The organism is Phocaeicola coprocola (assembly GCF_041333015.1).
GTDB classification, from domain to species: Bacteria; Bacteroidota; Bacteroidia; order Bacteroidales; family Bacteroidaceae; genus Phocaeicola; species Phocaeicola coprocola.
In genome coordinates, this window is the sequence record NZ_JBGKGM010000001.1 from 455,977 (window position 1) to 479,942 (window position 23,966).

At 40.1% G+C, this 23,966-nt stretch carries 17 protein-coding genes and 1 tRNA gene; 12 read left to right on the forward strand and 6 right to left on the reverse strand.

The window, feature by feature from the left end; all coding sequences use genetic code 11:
* Positions 1-232 precede the first annotated feature (232 nt).
* Genes ACDG22_RS01910 through priA form a run of 3 tightly spaced genes read right to left on the reverse strand, consistent with a single transcriptional unit; the run spans position 233 to position 3,890 of the window.
* On the reverse strand, positions 233-703 hold the full coding sequence (locus tag ACDG22_RS01910) for a low molecular weight protein-tyrosine-phosphatase (RefSeq protein WP_007567298.1): 471 nt from the start codon (positions 701-703) through the stop codon (positions 233-235).
* Complete coding sequence (locus ACDG22_RS01915) at positions 700-1,416, reverse strand: phosphatase (protein WP_118482798.1); 717 nt, start codon at positions 1,414-1,416, stop codon at positions 700-702. The genes ACDG22_RS01910 and ACDG22_RS01915 overlap by 4 nt, the downstream gene beginning before the upstream one ends.
* An 11-nt stretch (positions 1,417-1,427) precedes the next feature.
* Positions 1,428-3,890 carry a replication restart helicase PriA gene (priA, locus tag ACDG22_RS01920; protein ID WP_370858759.1) on the reverse strand — a complete coding sequence of 821 codons (2,463 nt, stop codon included), beginning with the start codon at positions 3,888-3,890 and terminating at the stop codon, positions 1,428-1,430.
* Between the two features lie 90 nt (positions 3,891-3,980).
* Between priA and ACDG22_RS01925 the strand changes: the two genes are divergently transcribed.
* Positions 3,981-4,958 carry a Gfo/Idh/MocA family protein gene (locus ACDG22_RS01925; RefSeq protein ID WP_370858760.1) on the forward strand — a complete coding sequence of 326 codons (978 nt, stop codon included), beginning with the start codon at positions 3,981-3,983 and terminating at the stop codon, positions 4,956-4,958.
* Positions 4,959-5,050: 92 nt separating this feature from the next.
* Here the strand turns inward: ACDG22_RS01925 and ACDG22_RS01930 are convergent, their stop codons facing one another.
* Entirely contained in the window at positions 5,051-5,635 is a 585-nt protein-coding gene (locus tag ACDG22_RS01930) for a porin family protein (protein WP_007567291.1), read from the reverse strand.
* Positions 5,636-5,939: 304 nt separating this feature from the next.
* Here ACDG22_RS01930 and ACDG22_RS01935 point away from each other — a divergent pair, with 304 nt between their 5' ends.
* Both ACDG22_RS01935 and ACDG22_RS01940 read left to right on the forward strand, forming a co-directional pair.
* Complete coding sequence (locus ACDG22_RS01935; RefSeq protein ID WP_007567289.1) at positions 5,940-6,368, forward strand: Hsp20/alpha crystallin family protein; 429 nt, start codon at positions 5,940-5,942, stop codon at positions 6,366-6,368.
* Between the two features lie 64 nt (positions 6,369-6,432).
* The gene (locus tag ACDG22_RS01940; RefSeq protein ID WP_303186222.1) at positions 6,433-7,197 is read left to right on the forward strand and encodes an arginase family protein; all 765 of its coding nucleotides are present in this window, start codon (positions 6,433-6,435) and stop codon (positions 7,195-7,197) included.
* Between the two features lie 7 nt (positions 7,198-7,204).
* Here ACDG22_RS01940 and ACDG22_RS01945 read toward each other — a convergent pair whose 3' ends face one another.
* On the reverse strand, positions 7,205-9,925 hold the full coding sequence (locus tag ACDG22_RS01945) for a TonB-dependent receptor plug domain-containing protein (protein ID WP_270212330.1): 2,721 nt from the start codon (positions 9,923-9,925) through the stop codon (positions 7,205-7,207).
* 184 nt (positions 9,926-10,109) lie between these two features.
* Between ACDG22_RS01945 and ACDG22_RS01950 the strand changes: the two genes are divergently transcribed.
* From ACDG22_RS01950 to ACDG22_RS01975, 6 genes are all read left to right on the forward strand, one after another.
* Entirely contained in the window at positions 10,110-10,685 is a 576-nt protein-coding gene (locus ACDG22_RS01950) for an RNA polymerase sigma factor (RefSeq protein WP_177593826.1), read from the forward strand.
* Positions 10,686-10,767: 82 nt separating this feature from the next.
* Complete coding sequence (locus ACDG22_RS01955) at positions 10,768-11,760, forward strand: FecR family protein (protein WP_270242852.1); 993 nt, start codon at positions 10,768-10,770, stop codon at positions 11,758-11,760.
* 166 nt (positions 11,761-11,926) lie between these two features.
* Positions 11,927-15,262 (forward strand): TonB-dependent receptor, encoded by a 3,336-nt coding sequence (locus tag ACDG22_RS01960; RefSeq protein WP_370858761.1) that lies wholly within the window; start codon positions 11,927-11,929, stop codon positions 15,260-15,262.
* Positions 15,263-15,280: 18 nt separating this feature from the next.
* Positions 15,281-16,903 (forward strand): RagB/SusD family nutrient uptake outer membrane protein, encoded by a 1,623-nt coding sequence (locus ACDG22_RS01965; RefSeq protein ID WP_022125342.1) that lies wholly within the window; start codon positions 15,281-15,283, stop codon positions 16,901-16,903.
* Between the two features lie 27 nt (positions 16,904-16,930).
* Positions 16,931-18,028 carry an endo-beta-N-acetylglucosaminidase family protein gene (locus tag ACDG22_RS01970; protein ID WP_370858762.1) on the forward strand — a complete coding sequence of 366 codons (1,098 nt, stop codon included), beginning with the start codon at positions 16,931-16,933 and terminating at the stop codon, positions 18,026-18,028.
* Positions 18,029-18,052: 24 nt separating this feature from the next.
* A complete protein-coding gene (locus tag ACDG22_RS01975) occupies positions 18,053-19,216 on the forward strand; it encodes a DUF1735 and LamG domain-containing protein (RefSeq protein WP_007567275.1) in 1,164 nt (387 codons plus the stop codon).
* Positions 19,217-19,454: 238 nt separating this feature from the next.
* Here the strand turns inward: ACDG22_RS01975 and ACDG22_RS01980 are convergent.
* Positions 19,455-19,528 (reverse strand) — tRNA-Ile (locus ACDG22_RS01980).
* A 159-nt stretch (positions 19,529-19,687) separates the two neighbouring features.
* On the opposite strand from ACDG22_RS01980, the gene ACDG22_RS01985 reads away from it, so the two are divergent.
* From ACDG22_RS01985 to ACDG22_RS01995, 3 genes are read left to right on the forward strand one after another with little or no spacing between them, the layout of a single operon-like run.
* Complete coding sequence (locus tag ACDG22_RS01985; protein WP_270230175.1) at positions 19,688-22,315, forward strand: calcium-translocating P-type ATPase, PMCA-type; 2,628 nt, start codon at positions 19,688-19,690, stop codon at positions 22,313-22,315.
* Between the two features lie 27 nt (positions 22,316-22,342).
* Positions 22,343-22,957: an HAD family hydrolase gene (locus ACDG22_RS01990; RefSeq protein WP_270230176.1), complete on the forward strand. Its 615-nt coding sequence runs from the start codon at positions 22,343-22,345 to the stop codon at positions 22,955-22,957.
* 8 nt (positions 22,958-22,965) lie between these two features.
* Positions 22,966-23,892: a bifunctional riboflavin kinase/FAD synthetase gene (locus ACDG22_RS01995; protein WP_007567269.1), complete on the forward strand. Its 927-nt coding sequence runs from the start codon at positions 22,966-22,968 to the stop codon at positions 23,890-23,892.
* The last annotated feature ends 74 nt before the right edge of the window (positions 23,893-23,966 follow it).

Sequence of the window (23,966 nt, forward strand, 5' to 3'; positions counted from 1 at the left end):
TTCTTTAAGTGCAGGTAAAAAGCAGGTCTAATCAGCTCCTCTCCTAACTCTATTATTTTTTGTACAAATTTTCAAAAAACATCGAGAAAAGTTCAGGAAAATATGCTGATATTTCCGACAAAATATGCTGATGTTTTTCTTATACGCCGATATACATTGGTTATCAATTATTTACAAGAAGCAGTATATCGGCGTAAAGAAAAATATAAACTGGAGATCTTACAATCATCAATCAGAGTTCTTGAGTCAAGCTATCGAGCAAACCTCCGCAAGCATCTTCCAGTATGTCAAGTACATTTTCAAATCCTTGAGCCCCGCCATAATAAGGATCAGGAACGTAGTCGACTACCTTCACCCGACAATAGTCGGTCATCCGGCCTATTTTCCGTTCCGTTTCCACATCAGGAGCTTTCTCCTTCAAGGCATCAATATTGCGGTCATCCATACCCAAAATCAAATCGAACTCATAAAAATCATCAGTACGGACAGGACGTGAACGGTGAGTAATGTTATACCCCCGGCGAATAGCATGTGCACGCATCCGGTCGTCGGCAAGTTCTCCTTGATGATAACTGCTGATTCCCGCTGAATCTACTTCTATCTCCTTTTCCAGTCCTGCACGTTTGATATACGTACGCATAATTTCTTCTGCCGACGATGAACGGCATATATTCCCAAGACAAACAAACAAGATTCTTTTCATACTCCGATACCTAAATATTTTTTAAACTTGCTTACGCTAGTATTCATAATCAACGCTTCCGGGAACTCAGTTTCATTTACCAGCTCCAATGCATAATCGTAGGTGGCAATATCAAACGAGATATGTGCATCACTACCCAAAATCACCGGAACATCATAGCGACGGCATAACTTCAGTATTTCCAGATTATTGCTCCGGGCGTCAACTTTGCCCCGACAAGGTTTCAGTGATGAATTATTTATCTCAAGCAACGTATGATGCTCCTTTGCCGCAAGTACAATAGGCTCGAAGTTCAACTTTGCAGTCCCGTCACCCGGATGACTAATGATATGAATATATGGATTAGACACAACCTGAACCATACCATGTGTATTCTCTTCGGGTGTCCCCCACTTATAACAAAGTGAATGAATACCGGCAATACGCAAGTCAAGAATCTTCAAATAAAACTCATCCAGATCGAGATTGCCTTCGCTGTCGAGAATATTAATTTCTGCTCCCAACAAAAGTTCTATTCCATACATCTGGCGCGGAACCACATGCAGGTTACGGAAATAAATCGGATCGCATGTACCCGGTATACCCGGTGAATGTTCTGTAATCCCTAATAATTTCAATCCCTTACCAGCAGCAGCCTGTGCCATTTCCTGCAAGGAACTAAAAGCATGACCGCTTGCTACGGTATGCGTATGTACATCCAGTTCTATTTTCATACGAATATTTTTTACATCGGATCGACATCGTAATAAACCAACAGCGAACGGAAACGTTCATCCTCAACAATGGCACGTTGCACTTGATGAAGATATTCACGCACTTTCGACATCGAAGCCTGTTGTTCAATTTTCACTACTATCTTTTTAATAAATAAAGTCTGTATACGCGACACTGGAGGACGGTCGGGTCCCAGCACACGACTACCAAGTCCGTTTCTTAAGTACCCGGCCATCAAGTCGGCAGCCTGATCGAGTACTTCCTCTTTACGATGTTTCAAATACACATAAATCAACCGGTAAAAAGGCGGATACTTAAACAAATTACGTTCTTCAATTTGTGATTGAAACAACCCTCCATAGTCATTGCTTACTACCTGAGCGATCAAAGGAAGATCGGGAGATTTGGTTTGTAGCACTACCAACCCTTGTTTGTTCTTTCTTCCAGCACGCCCGGCAACCTGCGCCATCAACTGAAAAGCCCGTTCATACGAACGGAAATCCGGATAGTTCATCATCGAATCCGCATTCAAAATACCAACAACACTCACACGGTCGAAGTCAAGTCCTTTTGAAACCATCTGTGTACCAATCAGAATATCCGTCTTGCCATCCTCAAAATCGGCAATGATCCTTTCATATGCGGTACGGGTACGCGTGGTATCCAAGTCCATACGAGCCACACGGGCATCCGGAAATATCAGTTTAATATCATCTTCTATCTTCTCGGTTCCAAATCCTCGGTTTATCAGTTCTACCCCTCCACATGCCGGACAAGACTTTGGAACTTCATAAGTATAACCACAGTAATGACAGGTCAGCTGATTCAATCCTTTATGATACGTCAGACTGACATCACAATTCTTACACTTCGGTATCCATCCACACGTACGGCATTCTATCATCGGAGCAAATCCTCTGCGGTTCTGGAAAAGTATAACCTGCTCCTTCTGTTCAAGTGCCTCACGGATTTTCTGAAGCAAGAGTGGAGAAAACTGAGCTGTCATCCGCTTCTTTCGGGCAAGTTCCTTGATATCTACCACCTCGATATGAGGAAGCAAAACATTCTGATGTCGTTCGGTAAGCTGTACCCAGCCATATTTTCCATGAACAGCATTATAATAGGTTTCGATACAAGGTGTAGCCGTACCCAACAGTGTCTTTGCTCCGAACATCGATGCCAGTACGATAGCTGCATTGCGCGCATGATAACGTGGAGCCGGATCCTGCTGTTTATAGGTATTTTCATGTTCTTCATCCACAATGACCAGTCCCAAACGCCGGAAAGGCAGAAAAACCGAAGAACGTACTCCAAGTATTACATCATAATCGTCATCAGTAAGTTGTTTACGCCATATCTCTACACGTTCAGCATCCGGAAACTTGGAGTGATAAATTCCCAGCCGGTTACCAAATACCCTTTTCAAACGTTCGGTGATTTGTGTAGTCAGTGCTATCTCCGGCAACAAATACAACACCTGCTTTCCTGCCTGAATTGCCTGCTGAATAAGATGAATATAGATTTCAGTCTTTCCGCTTGCAGTAACACCATGAAGCAAGCAGACATTTTTCTGATGAAAGTGCGTCAGGATCTCGTTATACGCCTGCTGCTGGGCACTGCTTAAAGGGTTCAAAGGTGATACACTTACTTGCTCGGCAGACAAACGTCCGATTTCGAACGAGTAAATTTCGAAAACTCCTTTTCCAATTAATCCATTAAGCACTGCATTAGTGACACCAGCCGAATCTAACAAAGTCTTACGGGAAACTTCCTTAAGTTCTTTCTTTTCTCCAGTCCAGCCGGACAGCTCTATGTATTTCATGAGTAGAGCCAGTTGCTTGGGAGCACGTGCCAATGCATCAAACTGACGATGGACAGCCTCTTCTGTCTGCATAGCAGCAGACAATCGCACTCTAGTCTCTACACGCGGTTTATAGCTGCGTTTCAGCTCTTCTTTTACCAGAATCGCCTCTTTTTCCAATAATGCTTTGATTACCGGCAACAAATTCTTTATTCCACTGGACTTTTCCAGTTGTGTAATACATTGCTCCGAATCGTTACCCAACAGATCAAGAATACGCTGTTCCTTCTCGGAAAGAGGTTGCAGTGCCTCAAACTCCGGATTTAAGACAACTAATGTTTCGCTTTCCAGCTTCATTCCAGAAGGTAAGGCAGCCTTGTATACATCTCCCAACGTACAGAGATAATAATCTGCCAGCCATTGCCAGAAATCATACTGCCGCCTCAACAAAACAGGAGATTCATCGAGTACCTCCATAATGTCTTTTGTTTCATAGGCCTCAGGCGCCGTTTGGTGTACTTTGGTTACAATAGCCGTATAATACTTCTTGCTCCCGAACGGAACGACGATCCGACAGCCTGCCTTTATCTTATCCGTCAACTCATCGGGAACGGAATAAGTATATTGTCCGGCTATGGGCAAAGGCACTATGACATCCACGTACTTCTTCATGGCTGCAAAGTTACAAAAAACAGTTCTATCCCATTTGGTACGTCAGGCAAACTTTTATAGCTTTGTAAAGAAACTCTTAAATCAACCAAAATGAAGATATATAAGATAGGTATTATAGGCTGTGGAGGTATCGCCCAAAAGATGGCGGCCACACTGGAAAAGATGAAAGGAGTAGAACGATATGCCGTAGCATCGCGCAATCAGGAGAAAGCAGAAGCATTTGCGAATAAATGGGGATTCACTAAGGCATATGGTTCCTACGAAGAACTGGCAAACGATCCTGAAGTCGACTTAATCTATATCGCAACTCCACATGCCATGCACTACGACAATGCACATATGTGTATTGAGAAAGGTAAACCCGTATTATGCGAAAAAGCTTTTACCGCCAACGCCCGTCAGGCTGAAGATCTCCTTGCTTTCGCCAAAGAAAAAGGAGTATTCATTACCGAAGCTATATGGACTCGGTATATGCCCCTTTCACTTAAAATACAAGAACTGCTGAAAGAAGGAGTAATCGGAACACCGTATACCTTGTCGGCTAACCTCAGCTATCCGATAAGCAACAAAGAAAGAATTATCCGTCCGGAACTTGCAGGAGGAGCTCTGCTCGATATTGGTGTCTATACACTAAACTTTGCTGCAATGGCTTTCGGAAGTGATATTGCTGAAACTCATTCTGTCTGCCAGAAGACACAAACGGGAGTCGACGCGCAAGAAAGTATAACACTCTTTTATAAAGATGGCAGAATGGCAACCCTGCAATCGAGTATCTATGCAAAAAGTGACAGAATGGGAGTTATTTCGGGCGACAAAGGGCATCTGATTGTAGAAAATATCAACTGCCCTGAATCGGTACGGGTTGTCGATGAAAACTATAAAACCATAGCGGTATATCATGCACCGGAACAGATCAGCGGCTACGAGTATCAGGTATATGCCTCCATCGAAGCTATTGAAAAGGGATGGCTGGAATCGCCGTACATGCCTCACACCGAAACATTACGCATCATGAAACAAATGGACAACCTCAGAAAAGAATGGGGAGTAATATATCCATGCGACTGACAAGCAGTAGTTTATAAACACATAAATAAAGGTGGAGAAATTCTGTTCATACAGAAACTTTCTCCACCTTTATTTATACAGATCCTGGTATATCAAAACATGTAAGCCAATGATATCTGCCAGGTATTTCGTTTCATCTCAATAGTCATCTGATCATCTACCGATCTAGCCATTTTGCTCAGTCCAAAGTTATAATTAACTCCAGCTTGCAAATGACCGAGTAATTTTACACCAGCTCCTACATTGAATGAAGTATTGCACGACTTCATGTCGAAACTTTCAGTAAAATGTCCGCTTCCTACATTAAATCCGAACTGAGGTCCTGCAGCAATATAAGCACCCAGTGTACTTCCTAATCCTAACGTCCACTTCAGGTTAACAGGAACCTCAATGCTTTTAAAAGTCTGGCTGACTTCCTCATTGCCACTTTGAGCCTTTGCACCCGACTGATTATACAAGGCAGCGACATCAACTCCCAAACCTACAATAGGAATTGTAAACTCAGCCATCGGACCAATAAAGAATCCGGTACGATTATCTCCTTTTACAATGTCTTCCGAAAAAGTCAATTTCGAAATGTTCAGTCCCCCTTTTAGACCAAACTGAAACTGAGCCTGTGCCGGCATTGCCATAAACAAGCAAGCTACAATCATTAAGGCCGATAAAATCTTCTTCATAAATATAAAATATTAAATGTTACAAGCGCAAAAATAAGGAATAAATGATAAGAATACAAATCAGGCACCAAATATAGAATGACATCCTGTCCACTTTTATGACCGATTGACACTATGCTATGTTTATCAAAGTTTAATTCAACTGGCTTTCTTTCAACGAAGGTTAAAATATTCTATCATAATGTCAGGCATACCAGACGGGCATACAGTTTGCACAATATCGGGTGAATCGCGAAAGCGAAAGGAGGAGCGATTCTAAGAAACAAGATTAATAAAAGAACTTAAATAATAGGAGATTACAATTATGATGCCGATTAGAAGAAATTACAATCAGAACTGGTTACCAAGTATTTTCAATGATTTCTTTGATAACGATTGGATGGAAAAAGCCAATGCAACGGCTCCAGCTATTAACGTAGTTGAAAACGACAACAGCTATAAAATAGAAGTTGCAGCTCCGGGTATGACAAAAGAAGACTTCAACATTCATCTTACCGAAGATAATCAGTTGGTAATATCAATGGAGAAAAAGAACGAAACAAAAGACGAAAAAAAGAAATATTTACGCCGCGAGTTTTCTTATTCTAAATTCGAACAGTGCATGATTCTGCCTGAAGATGTTGAAAAAGAAAAAATCAGCGCCTCTGTCGATAACGGTGTCCTTAACATTGAATTGCCAAAGATGACACAGGAAGAAAAGAAAGAAGCCAATAGAGTGATTGAAATTAAATAAACGATTCTAACCACCAAATCCCTGTTCCAGAGAAATCCGGGACAGGGATTTTTTTATTTCTACTATGAACAAGCCAGTTGTTATTATGAACTTTACGGGAGTATATGATTACGAACCCTTCTCCCACAATAAAAAATTTACATGGCTAGACTGTACACACTTGCAAGGTGTAGAATGCTACTGTGACAAAGAGGGCGCACATGCACTGAAAAGAGTTATAGCAAACTATCCAGCAGATGGGATTCATTTCATCGACTCTGGCAACTATCATTATCTGACTAAGTTTTGGACGGATAAAATACAGCAACCTTTTTCGTTAATAGTATTCGATCACCATCCAGACATGCAGCCCCCTCTTTTCGAAGAAATGATTTCGTGCGGAAGCTGGGTAGAAGATACAATAGAATCGAACCCTTATTTACGCAAAGTAGTTATCATAGGAGCATCCGAAAACCTAATCAAGCATGTTTCTCCTAAATACCGGCAAACAGTGGAATTTTATAGCGAACAAAGTCTGCAACACGAAGCTTCGTGGAAACAGTTTTCTAACGAAACAATCGATACTCCGGTATATATTTCTGTAGATAAGGATGTACTTAACCCACAGTCTGCCGTTACCAATTGGGATCAAGGCTCCCTTACATTAAATGAACTGGAGCATTTGTTATCCATTATCCTGAAACATGAAAAAATAATAGGCATAGACATTTGTGGAGAATGTTCATCTACACTCAATATATTCGAAGCAGAAAAAGGAACGCAGTTAGATAATACCGCCAATCAGGAATTACTGAACCTCTTCCTCAATTGCCAGACAAGCAATCTGTAACAGACCATCAGAACGTAAGCCGCAGAGAAAATCCCATATTACGCAGACTGGGCAAACGGAAATAGTCTATGCCCCGCATATCATTTCCCATACTGGCCGTGCTCATCGGATCGAAAGGAGCTTTTTTATAAAACATCAGTAAATTCCGTCCGACAAAAGATACTTTTATATTCTGCATCCAGTTTACCCAACGAGACATCGGAACATTGTATCCCAAAGTCAATTCTGCCAAACGAACATTGGTTGCATCGTATACATAAAGTTCTCCAATACCCGACATTCCCGATGTCACAGAATAATACTGGAAAACTGGAATTTTCTTCCCGCTGATCCATACTCCTCCCTGGTCACGTGCATCCGCTGTAATCAGTGAAACTCCATAACGATCAAGCATAGCTTGTGTCATAGACAAGGCTTCTCCCCCAAAACAGCCTTGAAGAACCAAGCCAAGTTCCAAACCTTTCCAACTGAAATCATTTGACCATCCTATCATATAATCCGGAGAAGTATTACCAGCATATACATAGTCATTACTTCGTTCCGGCAAACCGGTCTGTGTATTGAAAAGAACATTGCCGGCTGCATCTTTCCGGAAGGTACTGACATATATATCTCCAATTGAACCTCCGGGAACCAGTCTCTCCTCAGCAAGCTGACCATATGAAGCGAGCTTTAAGTAATTAACTGTAAATTCCCCCGTTACAGAATTTACAACCTCATGAAAATCCTTAATCTTATTCTTGTTGAGCGTATAAGTAAGGTTAGAACTCCATGAAACAGGACCTAAAGGCTGATTCAGTCCTAACGACACTTCCAGGCCCTTATTTTGTATCTCAGCTTTCCCCAGATAAGTTGCTAGAGGTATGTCACTATCCGTAGATGTTGAATACATGGTAAAAGAAAAATTCAACTTATTATTAAACATACCCAGATCGAAACCTACTTCATACGATTTAGTCTTTTCACAAGCAATCCTTCCCTGAATGAAAGATGACGCATCTCTGTCGTACGACCATAAACCATTAGGCAAATAATATTGATGAGAAGCACCACTCTCAGCATAAGCCAGACGAAATTTCAAAAAAGACAATACATTCGAATGTGACATTATAGAGGTTGGAATAAACGAAAGACCTGCCGATGGATAAAAAACATCATCATAACTTTCTCTTGTTCCTCCACTCCACAAATACTGCCATTCCTTACGTGCTCCGGCATTTATATAAAGGAAATCTTTGTAACCGACTTGCAAAGAAGCAAACAACGCATTGCTGCGGTCGTACAAATCGACATCCCAGTCTTTTCTTTTCACACTATCCAGATTGTCAAGAGAAAAAACATTCGGCTGCACCAAACCGCCGCCATGTAAGTTATACTCGTATTTTCTATCGCGAAACACTGTTCCTAATAATGCATTAAAAGAAAAATTACCAGCAGATTTCTGAAGATGAAAAGCTAAATCAGCGTAGGTCTGATTTAAATCTGCATTTATCTTCCCATACCCTCCCAAAGAAGAATCTTTCAATAAATAACGAGTAGAAGCATATAACTCCTGTGTCTGCATCTGCTTATCTTTATCATAATTTACATATGCAATAAAATCCAGCCAATCGGTTAATGAGTACCGGAATCCCAACCCTGCCCGTATACGGTCTTTAGTATTCACAAATAAATTACGTTTCTCTATCCAATACGGATTTTGCCAGTCGGCATAATGCCAATACTGAGTAGCATATCCTTCATCTGGATCATAACGTTCAAAACGACTATATTCATCATTCTTTCGTAAAAAGTCCGGCAACAGATAAACCGGTACAATCGGATTAAAATAGTCACCTTGTGCCAGCATGTTACGCTCCTTGGTACGAATATACATCAAACTGACATCAATCTTCAATTTACTATCTAGTAAAGCCGTCGTATTACGGAATGTCAGATTATAATGGTTACTACTATTATTATCAAGTAGTCCAACCGCATTCTGAGTCATGGCAGAAAAATAGCTTTGATTCATTTCAGTACCGGCAGATACAGTAACAGCATTATTCACCGTATGTCCCGTACGATAAAAGTCGGAAGGATTCCAGGCAAATGGAGTTTTCACATCCGATGCCCAACCCTCATAAACATGCTGAAATTCCGGCATAACAAAAGGCTTGGCAAAAGTTGTCGTATTCGATACCGTAATGGAAGGTTTATACTCTTTATTTCCTCGCTTGGTCGTAATAAGAATAACTCCATTGGCAGCATCACTTCCATACAGCACAGAAGCAACTGCACCCGACAAGACTGAAATACCTTCTATATCTTCTGCATTAAATGAAGCGATACCATCCGATGATAATCCATAACCCTTATAGATGGAATAAAACTCTTCCGCAGAAAGTTGAGGAAATGGCACTCCATCAATCACAAAAAGAACATTATTATTTCCTTGGAAACTTCTTACGCCTCTCATCTCAATTTTTACTCCCCCTCCAGTTCCCATAGAGCTGGGCTGAACAGTTATTCCGGCAATTCTACCAACTAATGAATTCAGGAAATTAGCATCTTTAGCTTTGACAAAGATTTCTCCTCCCAAATGTTGCGGCAAATACGGATCTGACAGAACTTTTGAATCTACAATTGTAGCTACCGTGTCAATCTTCTGAATATTCTCAGCCCATAAGCTTCCCATTGAGAGTGTCAAGAATTTCCCCAATAAAAGGAACAGACCATATTTTTTCATAATACAGAGGTTAACTTTAATAATAATGCAAGTTATCAAAATCCATTAATTCAAACAAAAATATACTTATAAAAATTACACATCTTTCAACTATGGCTAACCAATATGTCCAATATAAAAGAAAAATATTAAATTTGCATATTTATAGCAAAAAAATAAGCGGATCTTAACTTGATATAGCTATATGATAGATGAAAGGAAATTAATATTATCTGTTAAATCTGGTTCCGAAAAAGCCTACCGGACCTTGTATGAAATGTGGGTATCAAGGTTATATCAATTTGTATATCAATATGTAAAATCGGAAGAAACAACAGATGATGTCGTACAGGAAACATTCTATCGCATATGGATTAACCGAGAAAAACTAGATGCCGAGTCATCATTCAAAGCTTATCTGTTTACAATTGCTTATCATTTATTACTTAAGGAGTTACGCCGACAGTTAAATAACACCTCAATGGAGGAGTTTATAGAATATAATGACAACATACGAACTTCAGGAGATGAAGCTGAAAAACAAATAGACTTCGATCAGTTCTGCAAAGCACTAAAACAAGCTAAAGAAAAACTTACTCCACGCCAACGTGAGATTTTTGAACTAAACAAGGAACAAAATTTATCTGTTGCAGAAATTGCAGAGCAACTATGCATAAAAGAGCAAGTAGTACGTAACCAATTATCAACGGCCTTAAAAATAATACGAACCGAACTTCAGCAATATTCTTTCATATTACTCCTTTTTTTAAGCCATTTCTAATTTTTATGTTTTCTAACATAGAAATATACATGTTATATTTTACGTGTTTGTGGATATTACCAATAAACAAGGTAATAGTTTTATGGACACAAACATACAGAACAAGGTAAAAGATTTATTAGATAAATTCCGTTCGGGAGCTATATCTTCTGAGGAATTTAAAGAGTTATCGGCAAAGATAAACCAGTCATCTGAAGCTGATTTAGAGTTTCTGTTTTCTGACGAATGGGATAAATTCAACAGCTATGAGCCTTTATCACAAGATAAAATAAACTCTCTGTATAGGAAACTGAACAAGCAAAGACACATAACGCCATTCATGAAGGTGCAAAAATATTGGTTACAAATAGCAGCATCCATTCTTTTGATACTATCATGTGGCATTAGTGTTTTATACTACACTCAGCATAAAGATATTGAATATCTTGCTCAGCAAAATATAACCATAAACTCAGGTGAACATGGAACTTCATTGGTAACATTGCCCGATGGAACTCTTGTACATCTGAATGCAAAATCATCACTGTCCTACAAACAAGATTTCGGACGTGATAACCGTAAGGTAGAATTGTCGGGTGAAGGATATTTTGAAGTTAAAAAGAATACAGAGAAACAGTTCATTGTAGGCACTGAAGTAATGGATATTACAGTAACAGGAACAACATTTAATGTATATGCGTATGAGCACAAAAATTTTGTTGAAATGGCTCTTGTAGAAGGAAGTGTCAATGTTACAACAAAAGATCCCGCTCATAATACATTGAATGTAAAGCCGAACCAGAAAGTGATATACGATAAACGAACAGGGTTATTGAGTCTTGAAGAAACTTCAAATAAAATGGAAACAGCATGGCTGACCAAAGAGCTTACTTTCCGACATGAGAAGATGAAAGATGTATTCCAATGTCTGGAACGTAAATTCGGAGTAACTTTCAACATAAAGAACAAAAATATATTACAGGATGTGTATACAGGTTCTTTTAATGATGAAAATATAAGAAGTGTTCTGAATGTGTTGAAAATACATTACGGATTTGAATACACAATGGATGAAGAAACCATAACCATAGAATAACAACTAATTTAAATATTAACCTTAAAACTATGAAAAGACAGATGAAAACATGAAAAAAACATCCCCGGACAATCGGCAATCATCCGGGGAAATGGCTCAGTCCATAAGTAAAACTATGTTGGCGCATAGTAAAACCGAACTTTAAACCTAAATTTATTACGTACTTATGAAAATCAAACATCAATTTACTGATTTGCACAAAGATAGTAAAAAGCGTAGTAAGATTTGCCTTTTATGTGCATCTTTGTGTATGTTTACATTTACCGGTGGTTATGCACAAACCGGAAAAGTCAGCCTCAACCTGAATAACGCATCGGTAAAAGAACTTTTTACTGCTATTGAAAAACAAACTCCCTACCGCTTCTCATACAGAGATGTAGAAGTAAACGGTAAAACAGGCATCTCTCTGTCTGTTAAAGATGAAGAACTGAAAGACCTACTTACAAGTGAACTGGCAAAACAGAACTTATCTTATAAAGTTTCAGGTAATAAGATTGTTATTACCCCTATCAAGAAAAAATCCGATAAAAAACAGCCAACGAATATATCTGGAAAGGTTGTCGATGCAAACGGTGAACCAATTATCGGTGCTACGATAAAGGAAGAAGGTACCAGTAATGGCGCTATAACAGATTTTGACGGTAATTATTCACTCACAGTTTCAAGCCCTGATGCAATTCTGCAATTCTCTTATGTCGGTTACAAATCTGAAGAATTTATGGCCGATAAAGGTGTAATCAATGTTACTATGCGAGAAGATACAGAACGCTTGGACGAAGTGGTTGTTACAGCATTGGGTATCAAACGTGCAGAAAAAGCGTTGTCATACAATGTTCAGCAAGTAAAATCAGAAGAGCTTGTAAGAGTAAAAGACGCTAACTTCGTAAACTCACTGAATGGTAAAATTGCCGGTGTAAGCATCAACAAGAGTGCCAGTGGTGTCGGTGGTGCTACACGTGTAGTAATGCGTGGTGCAAAATCTATAGAAGGTGATAACAATGCACTCTATGTAGTAGACGGTATTCCATTGTTCAATACAAACATGGGAAATACAGACAGTGGTATCATGGGTGAAGGAAAGGCCGGAACTGAAGGTATTGCCGACTTCAACCCTGAAGATATCGAAAGTATCTCTGTATTGAGCGGTCCGTCGGCAGCAGCATTGTATGGTAGTAGTGCAGCAAACGGTGTGATCCTTATCACCACTAAAAAAGGTAAAGAAGGTAAATTGCAACTTTCATTTTCTTCTTCTACCGAATTCAGCAAAGCATACATGACTCCTGAATTCCAAAATACTTACGGTAATAAAAAGGATATGTATGAAAGCTGGGGTGAAAAACTCGCCACTCCTTCTGATTATGACCCTAAAAAAGATTTTTTCAACACAGGAACTAACTTTATCAACTCATTGACCTTAACAACCGGTACTAAACAGAACCAGACATTTGCTTCTATCTCGTCTACCAACTCTGACGGTATCGTTCCCAACAACTCATACAACCGCTTGAACTTTACGATCCGTAATACTTCAACTTTCCTGAATGACAAGTTACAACTTGATTTAGGAGCATCGTATATCAAGCAAGATGACAAGAACATGGTTTCGCAGGGTCAATACTGGAATCCGGTTATGGCAGCCTACCTCTTTCCACGAGGAGAAAATTTTGAAGAAATCAAAACTTTCGAACGCTTTGACGACAGCCGTAAAATTCCCGTTCAGTACGGACCGATAGCAGAATCAACTTATGCTTCGCAGAATCCATACTGGACCGCATTCCGTAACGTTTCAACCAACAATAAGAGCCGCTACATGTTCAATGTAGGATTAACTTACAAGATAACCGACTGGATTAATCTGGCTGCACGTTACAGAATGGACGATACTTATGTAAAATTCGAACGTAAGATTTATGCATCTTCCGACCAGGTTTTTGCAGAAGGTACTAAAGGACATTACGAATATAGCAATTACAATGACCGTCAGGAATATGCTGACTTCATGGTAAATATTAATAAGCAGATCAAAGACTTTAATATTTCTGCCAACCTTGGATGGAGTTATTCCAATTATTGGGCATTGGAAAGAGGATATAAAGGAACCTTACTGAAAGTTCCTAACAAATTTGCTGTTTCCAATATCGACCCGTCAAACGGCCGTACTTCAGAAAAAGGCGGTGACAGCCGTATCCGTAACCATGCTATTTTCGGCAACGTCGAACTGGGATGGAAGAGTATGCTTTACTTAACCTTGACCGGACGTAACGACTGGAACTCTCGTCTGGTAAATACCAACGAAGAATCATTCTTCTATCCTTCTATCGGTTTGTCTGGTATTATTTCGGAAATGGTACAGCTTCCTGAATTTATTTCTTATTTGAAAGTACGTGGTTCTTATACAGAAGTTGGTGCTCCAGTTTCTCGTTCTGGATTAACTCCTGGTACAGTAACAACTCCAATCGTCGGGGGTATTCCGTCGCCGACATATATTTATCCATTCACTGACTTTAAAGCTGAACGCACCAAATCTTACGAAGTGGGAGTTAGCTTACGCCTGTGGAACAAATTCAGTGCAGAAGTTACTTACTATAAATCGAATACATACAATCAGACATTCCTGGGAGATTTACCGGAATTCACCGGTTATCAGAAGATTTACCTGCAAGCAGGTAACGTAGAAAATAGAGGTTGGGAAGCTTCTTTCGGCTATAATGATAAGTTTAAAAACGGTCTGGCTGTTTCTTCTACATTTACATTCTCAAAGAATATAAATGAGATTAAGGAGATGGTGAAAGACTATCATACCGATTTGATGGAAGCTCCGATTAACATCCCGGAAGTACTGAAAGACAATGGTCGCGTTATTCTGAAAGAAGGTGGAAGTATTCACGATATTTATGCAAACACTTTCTTCAAGAAAGATAGTCAGGGATATGTTGAAGTAAAAAGTGACGGAACCTTCGGTCTGGAAAGAGGTGAACCTGTATACTTAGGAAAGACATCTCCAGACTTTAACATGGGATGGAACAATGCCCTGTCATATAAAGGATTTGGATTCAGTTTCTTAATCAACGGACGATTTGGTGGAGTGGTTACTTCTTCTACCGAAGCTATCCTCGACCGTTTCGGTGTATCCAAACGTTCTGCAGAAGCTCGTGACGCCGGAGGTGCTCTGTTCCCAGGACAAGGTCGGGTAGATGCAAAGACATACTACCAAATGATTGGTACAGGAGGTTATGAAACTTCCGGATACTACCTGTACAGCGCAACAAATATTCGCTTGCAAGAAATGACATTCAGTTATACAATGCCAGACAAATGGTTTGCCAATGTACTGAAAGATGTTACCGTTTCTTTCATTGCTAACAATCCATGGATGTTATATTGCAAAGCTCCCTTTGACCCTGAGCTAACACCGTCAACAAGCACTTACGGACAAGGTAATGATTATTTCATGCAACCCAGCGTACGCAGTTTCGGTTTTGGCATTAAATTTAAACTATAAAAAACAAACCCTTTGATTATGAAAAAGATAAACCAATATAAATTTATAGCAGGCGTATTTGCAGTGTCACTATTGGCATCATGCAATTACGAAGAAATCAACACCAATCCATTTGAGCTGACCGATGAAGAAGGAGTCATGGACGGAGTTGCTGTAGGTGGTTTAATCACTACTATCGAACGTACAGTATTTCCAGTAGGAACACAGGCAGATGATACTGACATTATCAATCAGTATCAAACAGACTATCACTTATCGGCTGACTGCTGGAGTGGTTTCTTCGGACAGAATAATACATGGGGAGGCGGAAACAGTAACGTTACCTATTTCTTGAATGACAGCTGGATTTCCGGAACTTATAAACGTGCATATACCAACACACTTGACCCATGGAAAAAGCTGAAAGCTGCAGCCGAGAAAAACAATACTCCTGAAGTATTTGCCTTAGCACAAATCCTGAAAATTTCAGCTTGGCACAAAGCATTGGAATGTTTCGGTCCGATGCCTTATTCACATGCAGCCGATGCTACCATGAATATCCCATTCGATTCCGAGAAAGATATTTATACAGCTATATTTAAAGATCTGACAGAAGCCATTGAGATCCTGACAGAAAAGGCAGAAAATGGTGTAGAGGTTATGAGTGAATATGATGTTGTATATGCTGGTAACTCAACCAAATGGGTAAAATATGCAAATTCTCTGCTACTCCGTCTTGCTATGCGTGTCCGCTACGCCGATGAAGCCTTATCGAAACAATATGTTTCACAGGCATTGAACCATTCCATTGGTGTCATGACTGCCAAAGACGATGAAGCACAGATGAGTACAGGAGCCGGATACACATTCCGAAACAACATCTATTGGTTGTCTGAACAATATGATGAATCTCGCATGGGTTCGTCTATGTTCTCTTACTTAATGGGATATGAAGACCCTCGATTAAGTGCTTACTTCTTGCCAGTAGACTCTAAAAGCACACAAGGAAAAGAAGCGTTCGATGGGAAACAGTATCAGGCAGTTCCTGCAGGACATCTATATGGAAAGAATGATGAATATAAGATGTTTTCTAAACCTAACATACAAGCAGCTACACCAACTTACTGGTTACGTGCTTCCGAAGTCTACTTCCTGCGAGCTGAAGCTGCTTTAATATGGGGCGGTGAATTTGGAAATGCAGAAGACTTGTATAAGCAAGGTATTGAAATGTCTTTCCAGGAAAACGGAATCAGCTCAGCCGTAGATGCTTACATGAATTCTGGTAAAACCCCGATCAAGCATGAAGTTGGTGGAAGTTATTCTTGTAGTTTTGCTGCTCCTTGCGCCACAACCGTAAAATTTGAAGGTAATACGGAACAGAAACTCGAAAAAATCATGATCCAGAAATGGATTGCTCTTTTCCCTAACGGACAAGAAGCCTGGACAGAATGGAGAAGAACCGGATATCCTAAACTGAATCCTGTTATGGCAAACAGAGGTAGCAGCCAAGGAGTTACAACAGAAGGAGGTATTCGCCGAATGATTTATCCTATCAGTTTCTACCAAACAGCTGACGGACAGAAGATTTATAACGAAGCCGTTAAAATGCTAAGCAACGGACAGGACTTACCTAGTACACACTTGTGGTGGGACTGCAAATAATAACCGAATAATTAATACAGTAAAGACATGAAAACACTAAAAAAATTATTATACATCATACCTTTATTGGGAGCAATGATAACCTCTTGTACCGATGTAGAAAACATAGAAGTAGAACACATCGGCGGATATAACACTTTAGGAGACAGTGAATATTACGCTAACTTACGTGCCTATAAGGAAACAGCTAAGAACTACGGACGTCCGGTTGCTTTCGGCTGGTTCTCAAATTGGGCTCCTTCAGGTGTAATGAGAAAAGGTTACTTATCTTCAGTACCCGACAGTATGGATATTATCTCCATGTGGAGTGGTGCTCCGGGAAGATATGAAATCACTGAAGCACAGAAGGCAGACAAAGAATTTGCACAGAAAGTAAAAGGAATCAAACTGCTGGAAGTTAGCTTACTTTCTCACCTGGGAAAAGGCAGAACTCCTGAATATATCTACGATGAGATTGAAAAACAGGCAGCCGAAGAAGGATGGTCTGACTCAGAACTTGCAGCAGCAAAAAAATACGCACGCTGGGATTTCTGGGGATTCAAATCGCACAATTTCGACAATACGGAAGAATTGAATCAAGCCTTGGCCAAATACGCTAAAGCACTTTGTGATTCACTTTTTGTCAGTGAATGGGACGGCTTTGATATCGACTGGGAACCGGGAGCTGGTTTTAGTGATTCAGACGGAACGCTGAATAACACAACAATCCAGGTACTGGTTAAAGAAATGGGCAAATATATTGGTCCGAAAAGTGCCCAAGAAGGCAAAGGACACAAGTTATTATGTATCGATGGTTATATCAACTATTTTTCTGAAGAAATGGAAGAATATGTAGATTACTGGATTACTCAATCGTATGGTCATGGAACACCAGATTATACAAGTCCCGGTAACATCCCGGAAAAACTAATTATCACAGAAAACTTTGAATCTTTCGCTACTTCAGGTGGAAAATTACTTCAACAAGCAGCTTGGATGCCAGCCGAAGGGTATAAAGGAGGAGTTGGTGCCTATCGTTTTGACAATGACTATGACAATACCCCCGATTATAAATGGATGCGTCAGGCAATTCAAATCAATCAACAGGTATTCAACGAATGGAAAGCCAATCAAGGGAAAAAATAATACGAATCATGAAATTCTAAAGATATGAAACAACTATTAAAATATTTGGCGTTTTGCACCATAGCTGTATTGCTGAACAGTTGCAATGACAGTGAAAGCGACCTGCTGGAAGCAAAAGTTTACTTCGAAAGCAAAGAACATACCATTGAAGTTCTAGATGATAAACCTATCATTTATGAATTACAATCCAGAGTTTCTTCTGCATGCTCCTCTCCTGTTGAAGTATGTTATAGTATTGCAGGACAGAATGTAGTAAACGAATATAATAAGAAATACGGGACTAACTATGAAATGCTTAATGCGTCTAATGTGAAATTAGGAAGTAATACAACAAGCATACCTAGTGGAACAATTTACTCAGAAAAAGTACCTATAGAATTTTCAAATCTAGGAAATATAGAAGAAGGTAAATCTTATCTGCTCCCTGTATGTATTCAATCTTCATCCATCCCTGCTATTGCGGGAACTGACATTCTTTACTTTGTCATAACCAAGCCAGTACAGATTAAGAAAGCTGCTCAGTTCCAAAGTAATCACATTAAGATTCCTTTGGCTAGTGGAACAATATATAAGTCTGTAACTTATGAAGCACTTATCTATATTAATCAACTGCTGAGCAATAATACCATTATGGGTAATGAAGGAATTTTGATTCTTCGTATTGGTGACACAGCTTTACCAGATGGTCATAATGATTGGATTCAGATTGCAGGAACCAAACAGTATCATTCTACTCAAGCATTTGAAACAGGTAAATGGTACCACGTAGCATTCACTTATGATCAGCCTTCTGGTAAAACAGTTCTTTACATCAATGGTAGTAAAGCTGCTGAATCTACATGGGATACCCCAAGTTTCGACTTAGCTTCAGAAGGATCAGGAGGATTCTTCATCGGTAAGGTTGCCGGGTTTATGTGGGGAGAACGTCCATTCTATGGTTACATGAGTGAAGTAAGACTTTGGAATGTTGCACGCACAGAAAACCAAATTAAACAAAACATGCTGAACGTTGATCCAAATTCAGACGGTCTGGCAGCTTACTATAAGCTCAATGGAACTGATCAGTTTGAATCAGGAGGAACATGTTATGTAAAAGATGCATCACCTAATGGTATGGATGGTCTGGCAAACGGAGGAGGAAGTGCATTAAATATTATTGACCTGGAAACTCCAATAGCTATAAAATAAAAAATTACAATTCTTCATATCCTTTACTTAAGGATAAAGGAGTAAAGGAATGAAGAAAAATGCCTGCTTTTTTAACAGATTTGCTAAATATATTTGCAAGTTTGTGTAAAATCCGCCTGTATCCGCAGAGTTTGCGCATACAGGCGGTTCTTTTTTACGTTGATCCATGTTGCCTCTCTGCTTACGCAAGGACATAAAAAAAGCAGTTACGAAATTCGTAACTGCCTGATATTCTTTGTGGACCAGCCAGGGCTTGAACCTGGGACCTCCAGATTATGAGTCTGTTGCTCTAACCAACTGAGCTACAAGTCCGATATTAAGGTAATCCCTTAAATCCGAGTGCAAAAGTAATAGATTAGCTTGAAACTTGCAACATTTAAGAGGATTTTTTTATAAAAAAAACAAATATATATAGGCATATCAATATATATTGTATTTTTGTGCTACTTAATCAATTAATAACTAGGCATTATGTCACAAAACACAAATGAATCTCATTTGACCGGACTTACCGACCAGGAAGTCATTGCGAGCCGTGAAAAAAATGGAGTAAACCTATTAACTCCTCCCAAACGTCCCTCCATATGGAAACTTTATTTGGAGAAATTTCAGGATCCTGTTATCCGAGTATTATTAGTTGCAGCAGTTTTTTCACTTATCATTTCAATTATTGAGAATGAATATGCTGAAACAATTGGTATATTTTTTGCTATTTTTCTGGCAACTGGAATTGGATTCTATTTTGAATACGATGCCAATAAAAAATTTGATTTGCTGAATGCCGTGGGCGAAGAAACTCCCGTAACAGTAATTCGTAATGGAAAGATAAAGGAAATACCGCGTAAAGATATTGTTGTAGGAGATATCGTCATCCTAAATACCGGAGAAGAAGTTCCTGCCGATGGAATGCTGGTGGAAGCTGTTTCTTTGCAAGTCAACGAATCGACACTGACCGGAGAGTTAATGGTAAATAAAACAACCGATGAAGCCCACTTTGACGAAGAAGCAACATACCCCTCGAATTCTGTGATGCGTGGTACGACCATTACAGACGGACATGGTATCATGCGCGTAGAACGTGTTGGAGATGCTACAGAAATCGGTAAAGTAGCCCGTCAGTCTACAGAACAAAGTCAGGAACAAACACCACTGAATATTCAGCTTACCAAATTAGCAAACCTTATAGGTAAAGCAGGGTTTACAATCGCAGCACTGACCTTTATCATATTCACCAGCAAAGATTTATACCAGTATCTCACGGTAACAGAAGTTACTGACTGGCATCAATGGCTAGAAATAGCACGTATTGTCCTGAAATATTTCATGATGGCTGTCACTTTGATTGTTGTAGCTGTCCCAGAAGGATTGCCGATGAGTGTGACGCTCAGCCTTGCCCTCAACATGCGACGTATGCTGAAAACGAACAACTTAGTACGAAAAATGCATGCTTGTGAAACAATGGGTGCTATCACTGTTATCTGCACAGATAAGACAGGAACTCTTACACAAAATCTGATGCAAGTATACGAGGCACAGGTCGATGAAAGCCAGCCTGAACTGATAGCGGAAGGAATAGCTGCCAACTCTACTGCATTCCTTGAAGAAAAGGTGGAAGGAGAAAAACCTTCGGGCGTAGGAAACCCTACCGAAATAGCTCTCTTACTCTGGTTAAATGGTAAAGGACAGAACTACATGAAACTGCGTGAAGAGGCTAAAGTCATTAACCAATTGACCTTTTCTACGGAACGCAAATACATGGCTACATTAGTAGATTCGCCGATTCAGAAAAAACGGATACTCTACATCAAAGGTGCCCCAGAGATTGTAATGGGCAAATGTAACCTGGATAAAGCTCAGATTGATAAGTATAACGAACAGTTGCTGGCTTACCAGAATAAAGCTATGCGTACACTTGGTATAGCTTATAAAGTTATTCCGGAAAACGCTTCTGACGACTGTGCAGAACTAGTCGGCGAAGGCGGTATGACTTTCTTGGGAATCTTTGCAATCAGCGACCCGATTCGCCCAGACGTACCCGATGCTGTAAAAAAATGCCAGTCAGCTGGTATTGGAGTAAAGATTGTAACAGGAGATACTCCGGGAACAGCTACAGAAATTGCACGCCAAATTGGTCTTTGGCAACCTGAAGATACAGAGCGTAACCGTATTACCGGAGTTGAATTTGCTGCATTAAGCGATGAAGAAGCCCTTGAACGCGTACTCGATCTGAAAGTAATGAGTCGCGCACGTCCTATGGATAAGCAGCGTTTAGTACAGTTGTTACAACAAAAAGGAGCTGTCGTAGCAGTAACAGGAGATGGAACCAACGATGCTCCTGCATTAAATCACGCACAAGTAGGATTGTCAATGGGTACAGGAACATCTGTAGCAAAAGAAGCCAGTGACATCACATTGCTGGATGATTCATTCCACAGCATTGCAACTGCTGTAATGTGGGGACGTTCACTGTATAAAAATATCCAGCGCTTTATCGTATTCCAGCTTACAATCAATGTTGTTGCATTGTTAAGTGTATTGCTGGGTGCATTCTTCGGAACAGCCTTGCCACTTACCGTAACGCAAATGCTTTGGGTAAACCTGATTATGGATACATTCGCAGCTATGGCTCTTGCTTCCATCTCACCAAGTATGGATGTAATGAACGAAAAGCCTCGCCATCGCACAGATTTCATCATCACCCCTGCTATGCGTAATAATATCTTTGGTGTAGGCTTAGGCTTCCTTGCTATTCTGATGGGATTACTGGTCTACTTCAAAAATCTCCCAGGTGGAATGGACACACATCATCTGACAGTCTTTTTCACCATATTTGTGATGTTGCAGTTCTGGAACCTGTTCAATGCAAGTGTATTCGGCACTAACCATTCAATCTTCAAGGATGCCAGCCATGCTTTAGGAATGCTAAGTGTCGCTATCATTATTCTTGTAGGCCAGATACTCATCGTCAGCTTTGGCGGCAAAGTATTCCGTACTGAGCCTCTTCCTTTAAACGAATGGCTGTATATCATCGGAGGTACATCATTTGTTTTATGGATAGGGGAAATATGGAGAGGAATCAAACGCCTGGGGAACAAATAAATCGATGTCACAAACATTGGTTATAAAATGAATAAGCCAATAAAAAATATCATCTTCGACTGGGGAGGCGTATTGATAGACCTGAATCTAGAAGGGTGTATCAGCGCCTTCGAACAGGCGGGAGCAGTCAATGTACGCAATCTGCTGACAGGGACTAATGAACTGGGCTTTTTCCGCGATTACGAATGTGGAAATATAAGTACCCCTGAATTTCGTGCAGCCATACGTAAGTACATCAGCCAACCGCTTACCGATGAGGAAATTGATCGGATGTGGAATATGGAACTGCTTACAATTCCTGAAGAGAAGCTCCATCTGCTTGCTGAATTAAGCAAAAGCTACCGGCTATTCTTATTGAGCAATACAAATGAACTTCATTGGGAATATGGTTCCAGACAAGCTTTCTGCCATAACGGAAAGGACTATAAAACATATTTTGAACGTATTTTCCTCTCATATCGTATGCATCTGTCGAAACCTGCCCCCGCGATATTCCAAGTTGCCTTACAAGAAGCAGAGCTTCAGCCGGAAGAAACTCTGTTTATTGATGATGCGGAAATCAATTGTCAGGCAGCTGCCTCAACAGGTATACAGGTAGCCCACTACACACCAGGAACTGATCTTGGCGATTTATTTAAATAAAATCCTACATGAAAATCATAACAGACGAGATTAAGCAGACACTTTTACCTTGCGTAGCAACTATAGGTTGTTTCGACGGACTACACCGCGGCCATCGTTTCCTCATCAAACAGGTTTGCAAAGAAGCCCGGCAAAGAAACTTCCACAGTGCTCTCATAACCTTTCCGATACATCCACGTCAGGTTATGCAAAGTAGTTACCGTCCTCAATGGCTTACTTGTCTGCCTCAAAAGACAGCTCTCATCCAGCAAACGGAAGCGGATTACTGCATCATGCTACCATTTACCAAAGAACTGTCTCTGCTTTCCGCACGTGAGTTCATGCAATTACTCCGAGAACGTTTTAATGTCCGTGTTTTGGTTATTGGTTATGACCATCGCTTCGGGCACAACCGCTGCGAAGGTTTCGATGATTATTGCCAATATGGAAAGGAATTGGGTATAGAAGTAATTCGCGCACAAGCATTGATAGAGGATGGAGTGTCTATCAGTTCGTCTGTCATACGCAAGGTTTTAAAAGACGGTGATATACAACATGCAAATCATTATTTAGGCTATCACTATTACCTGGATGGAACTGTCGTGGACGGATATAAAGTAGGACGCAAGTTAGGCTTTCCTACAGCCAATCTTCTCCCCTCCTGCCCCGATAAACTGATTCCCAAAGAAGGAGTATATGCTGTATATGCGTATATTGACGAAGTACGTTATGCCGGCATGCTGAATATCGGTCATCGTCCAACAGTTGACAATGGATCCAACCTAAGTATTGAAGTTCATATACTCAATTTTTCAGGCGATATTTATAATCATCATATGCGGATAGAGTTTATCGAATTTATCCGTCAAGAACAAAAATTTGATAGTCTGGAAAAACTGATTACCCAACTGAATACAGACCGTGAAACAGTATCCCGCTTGCTACTGCACAGTTAAGGAATTATTCAGGTATTAAGACAAAAAATATCCCCGACATCTTTTCATTTAAAGAAATCGGGGATTACAAAAAA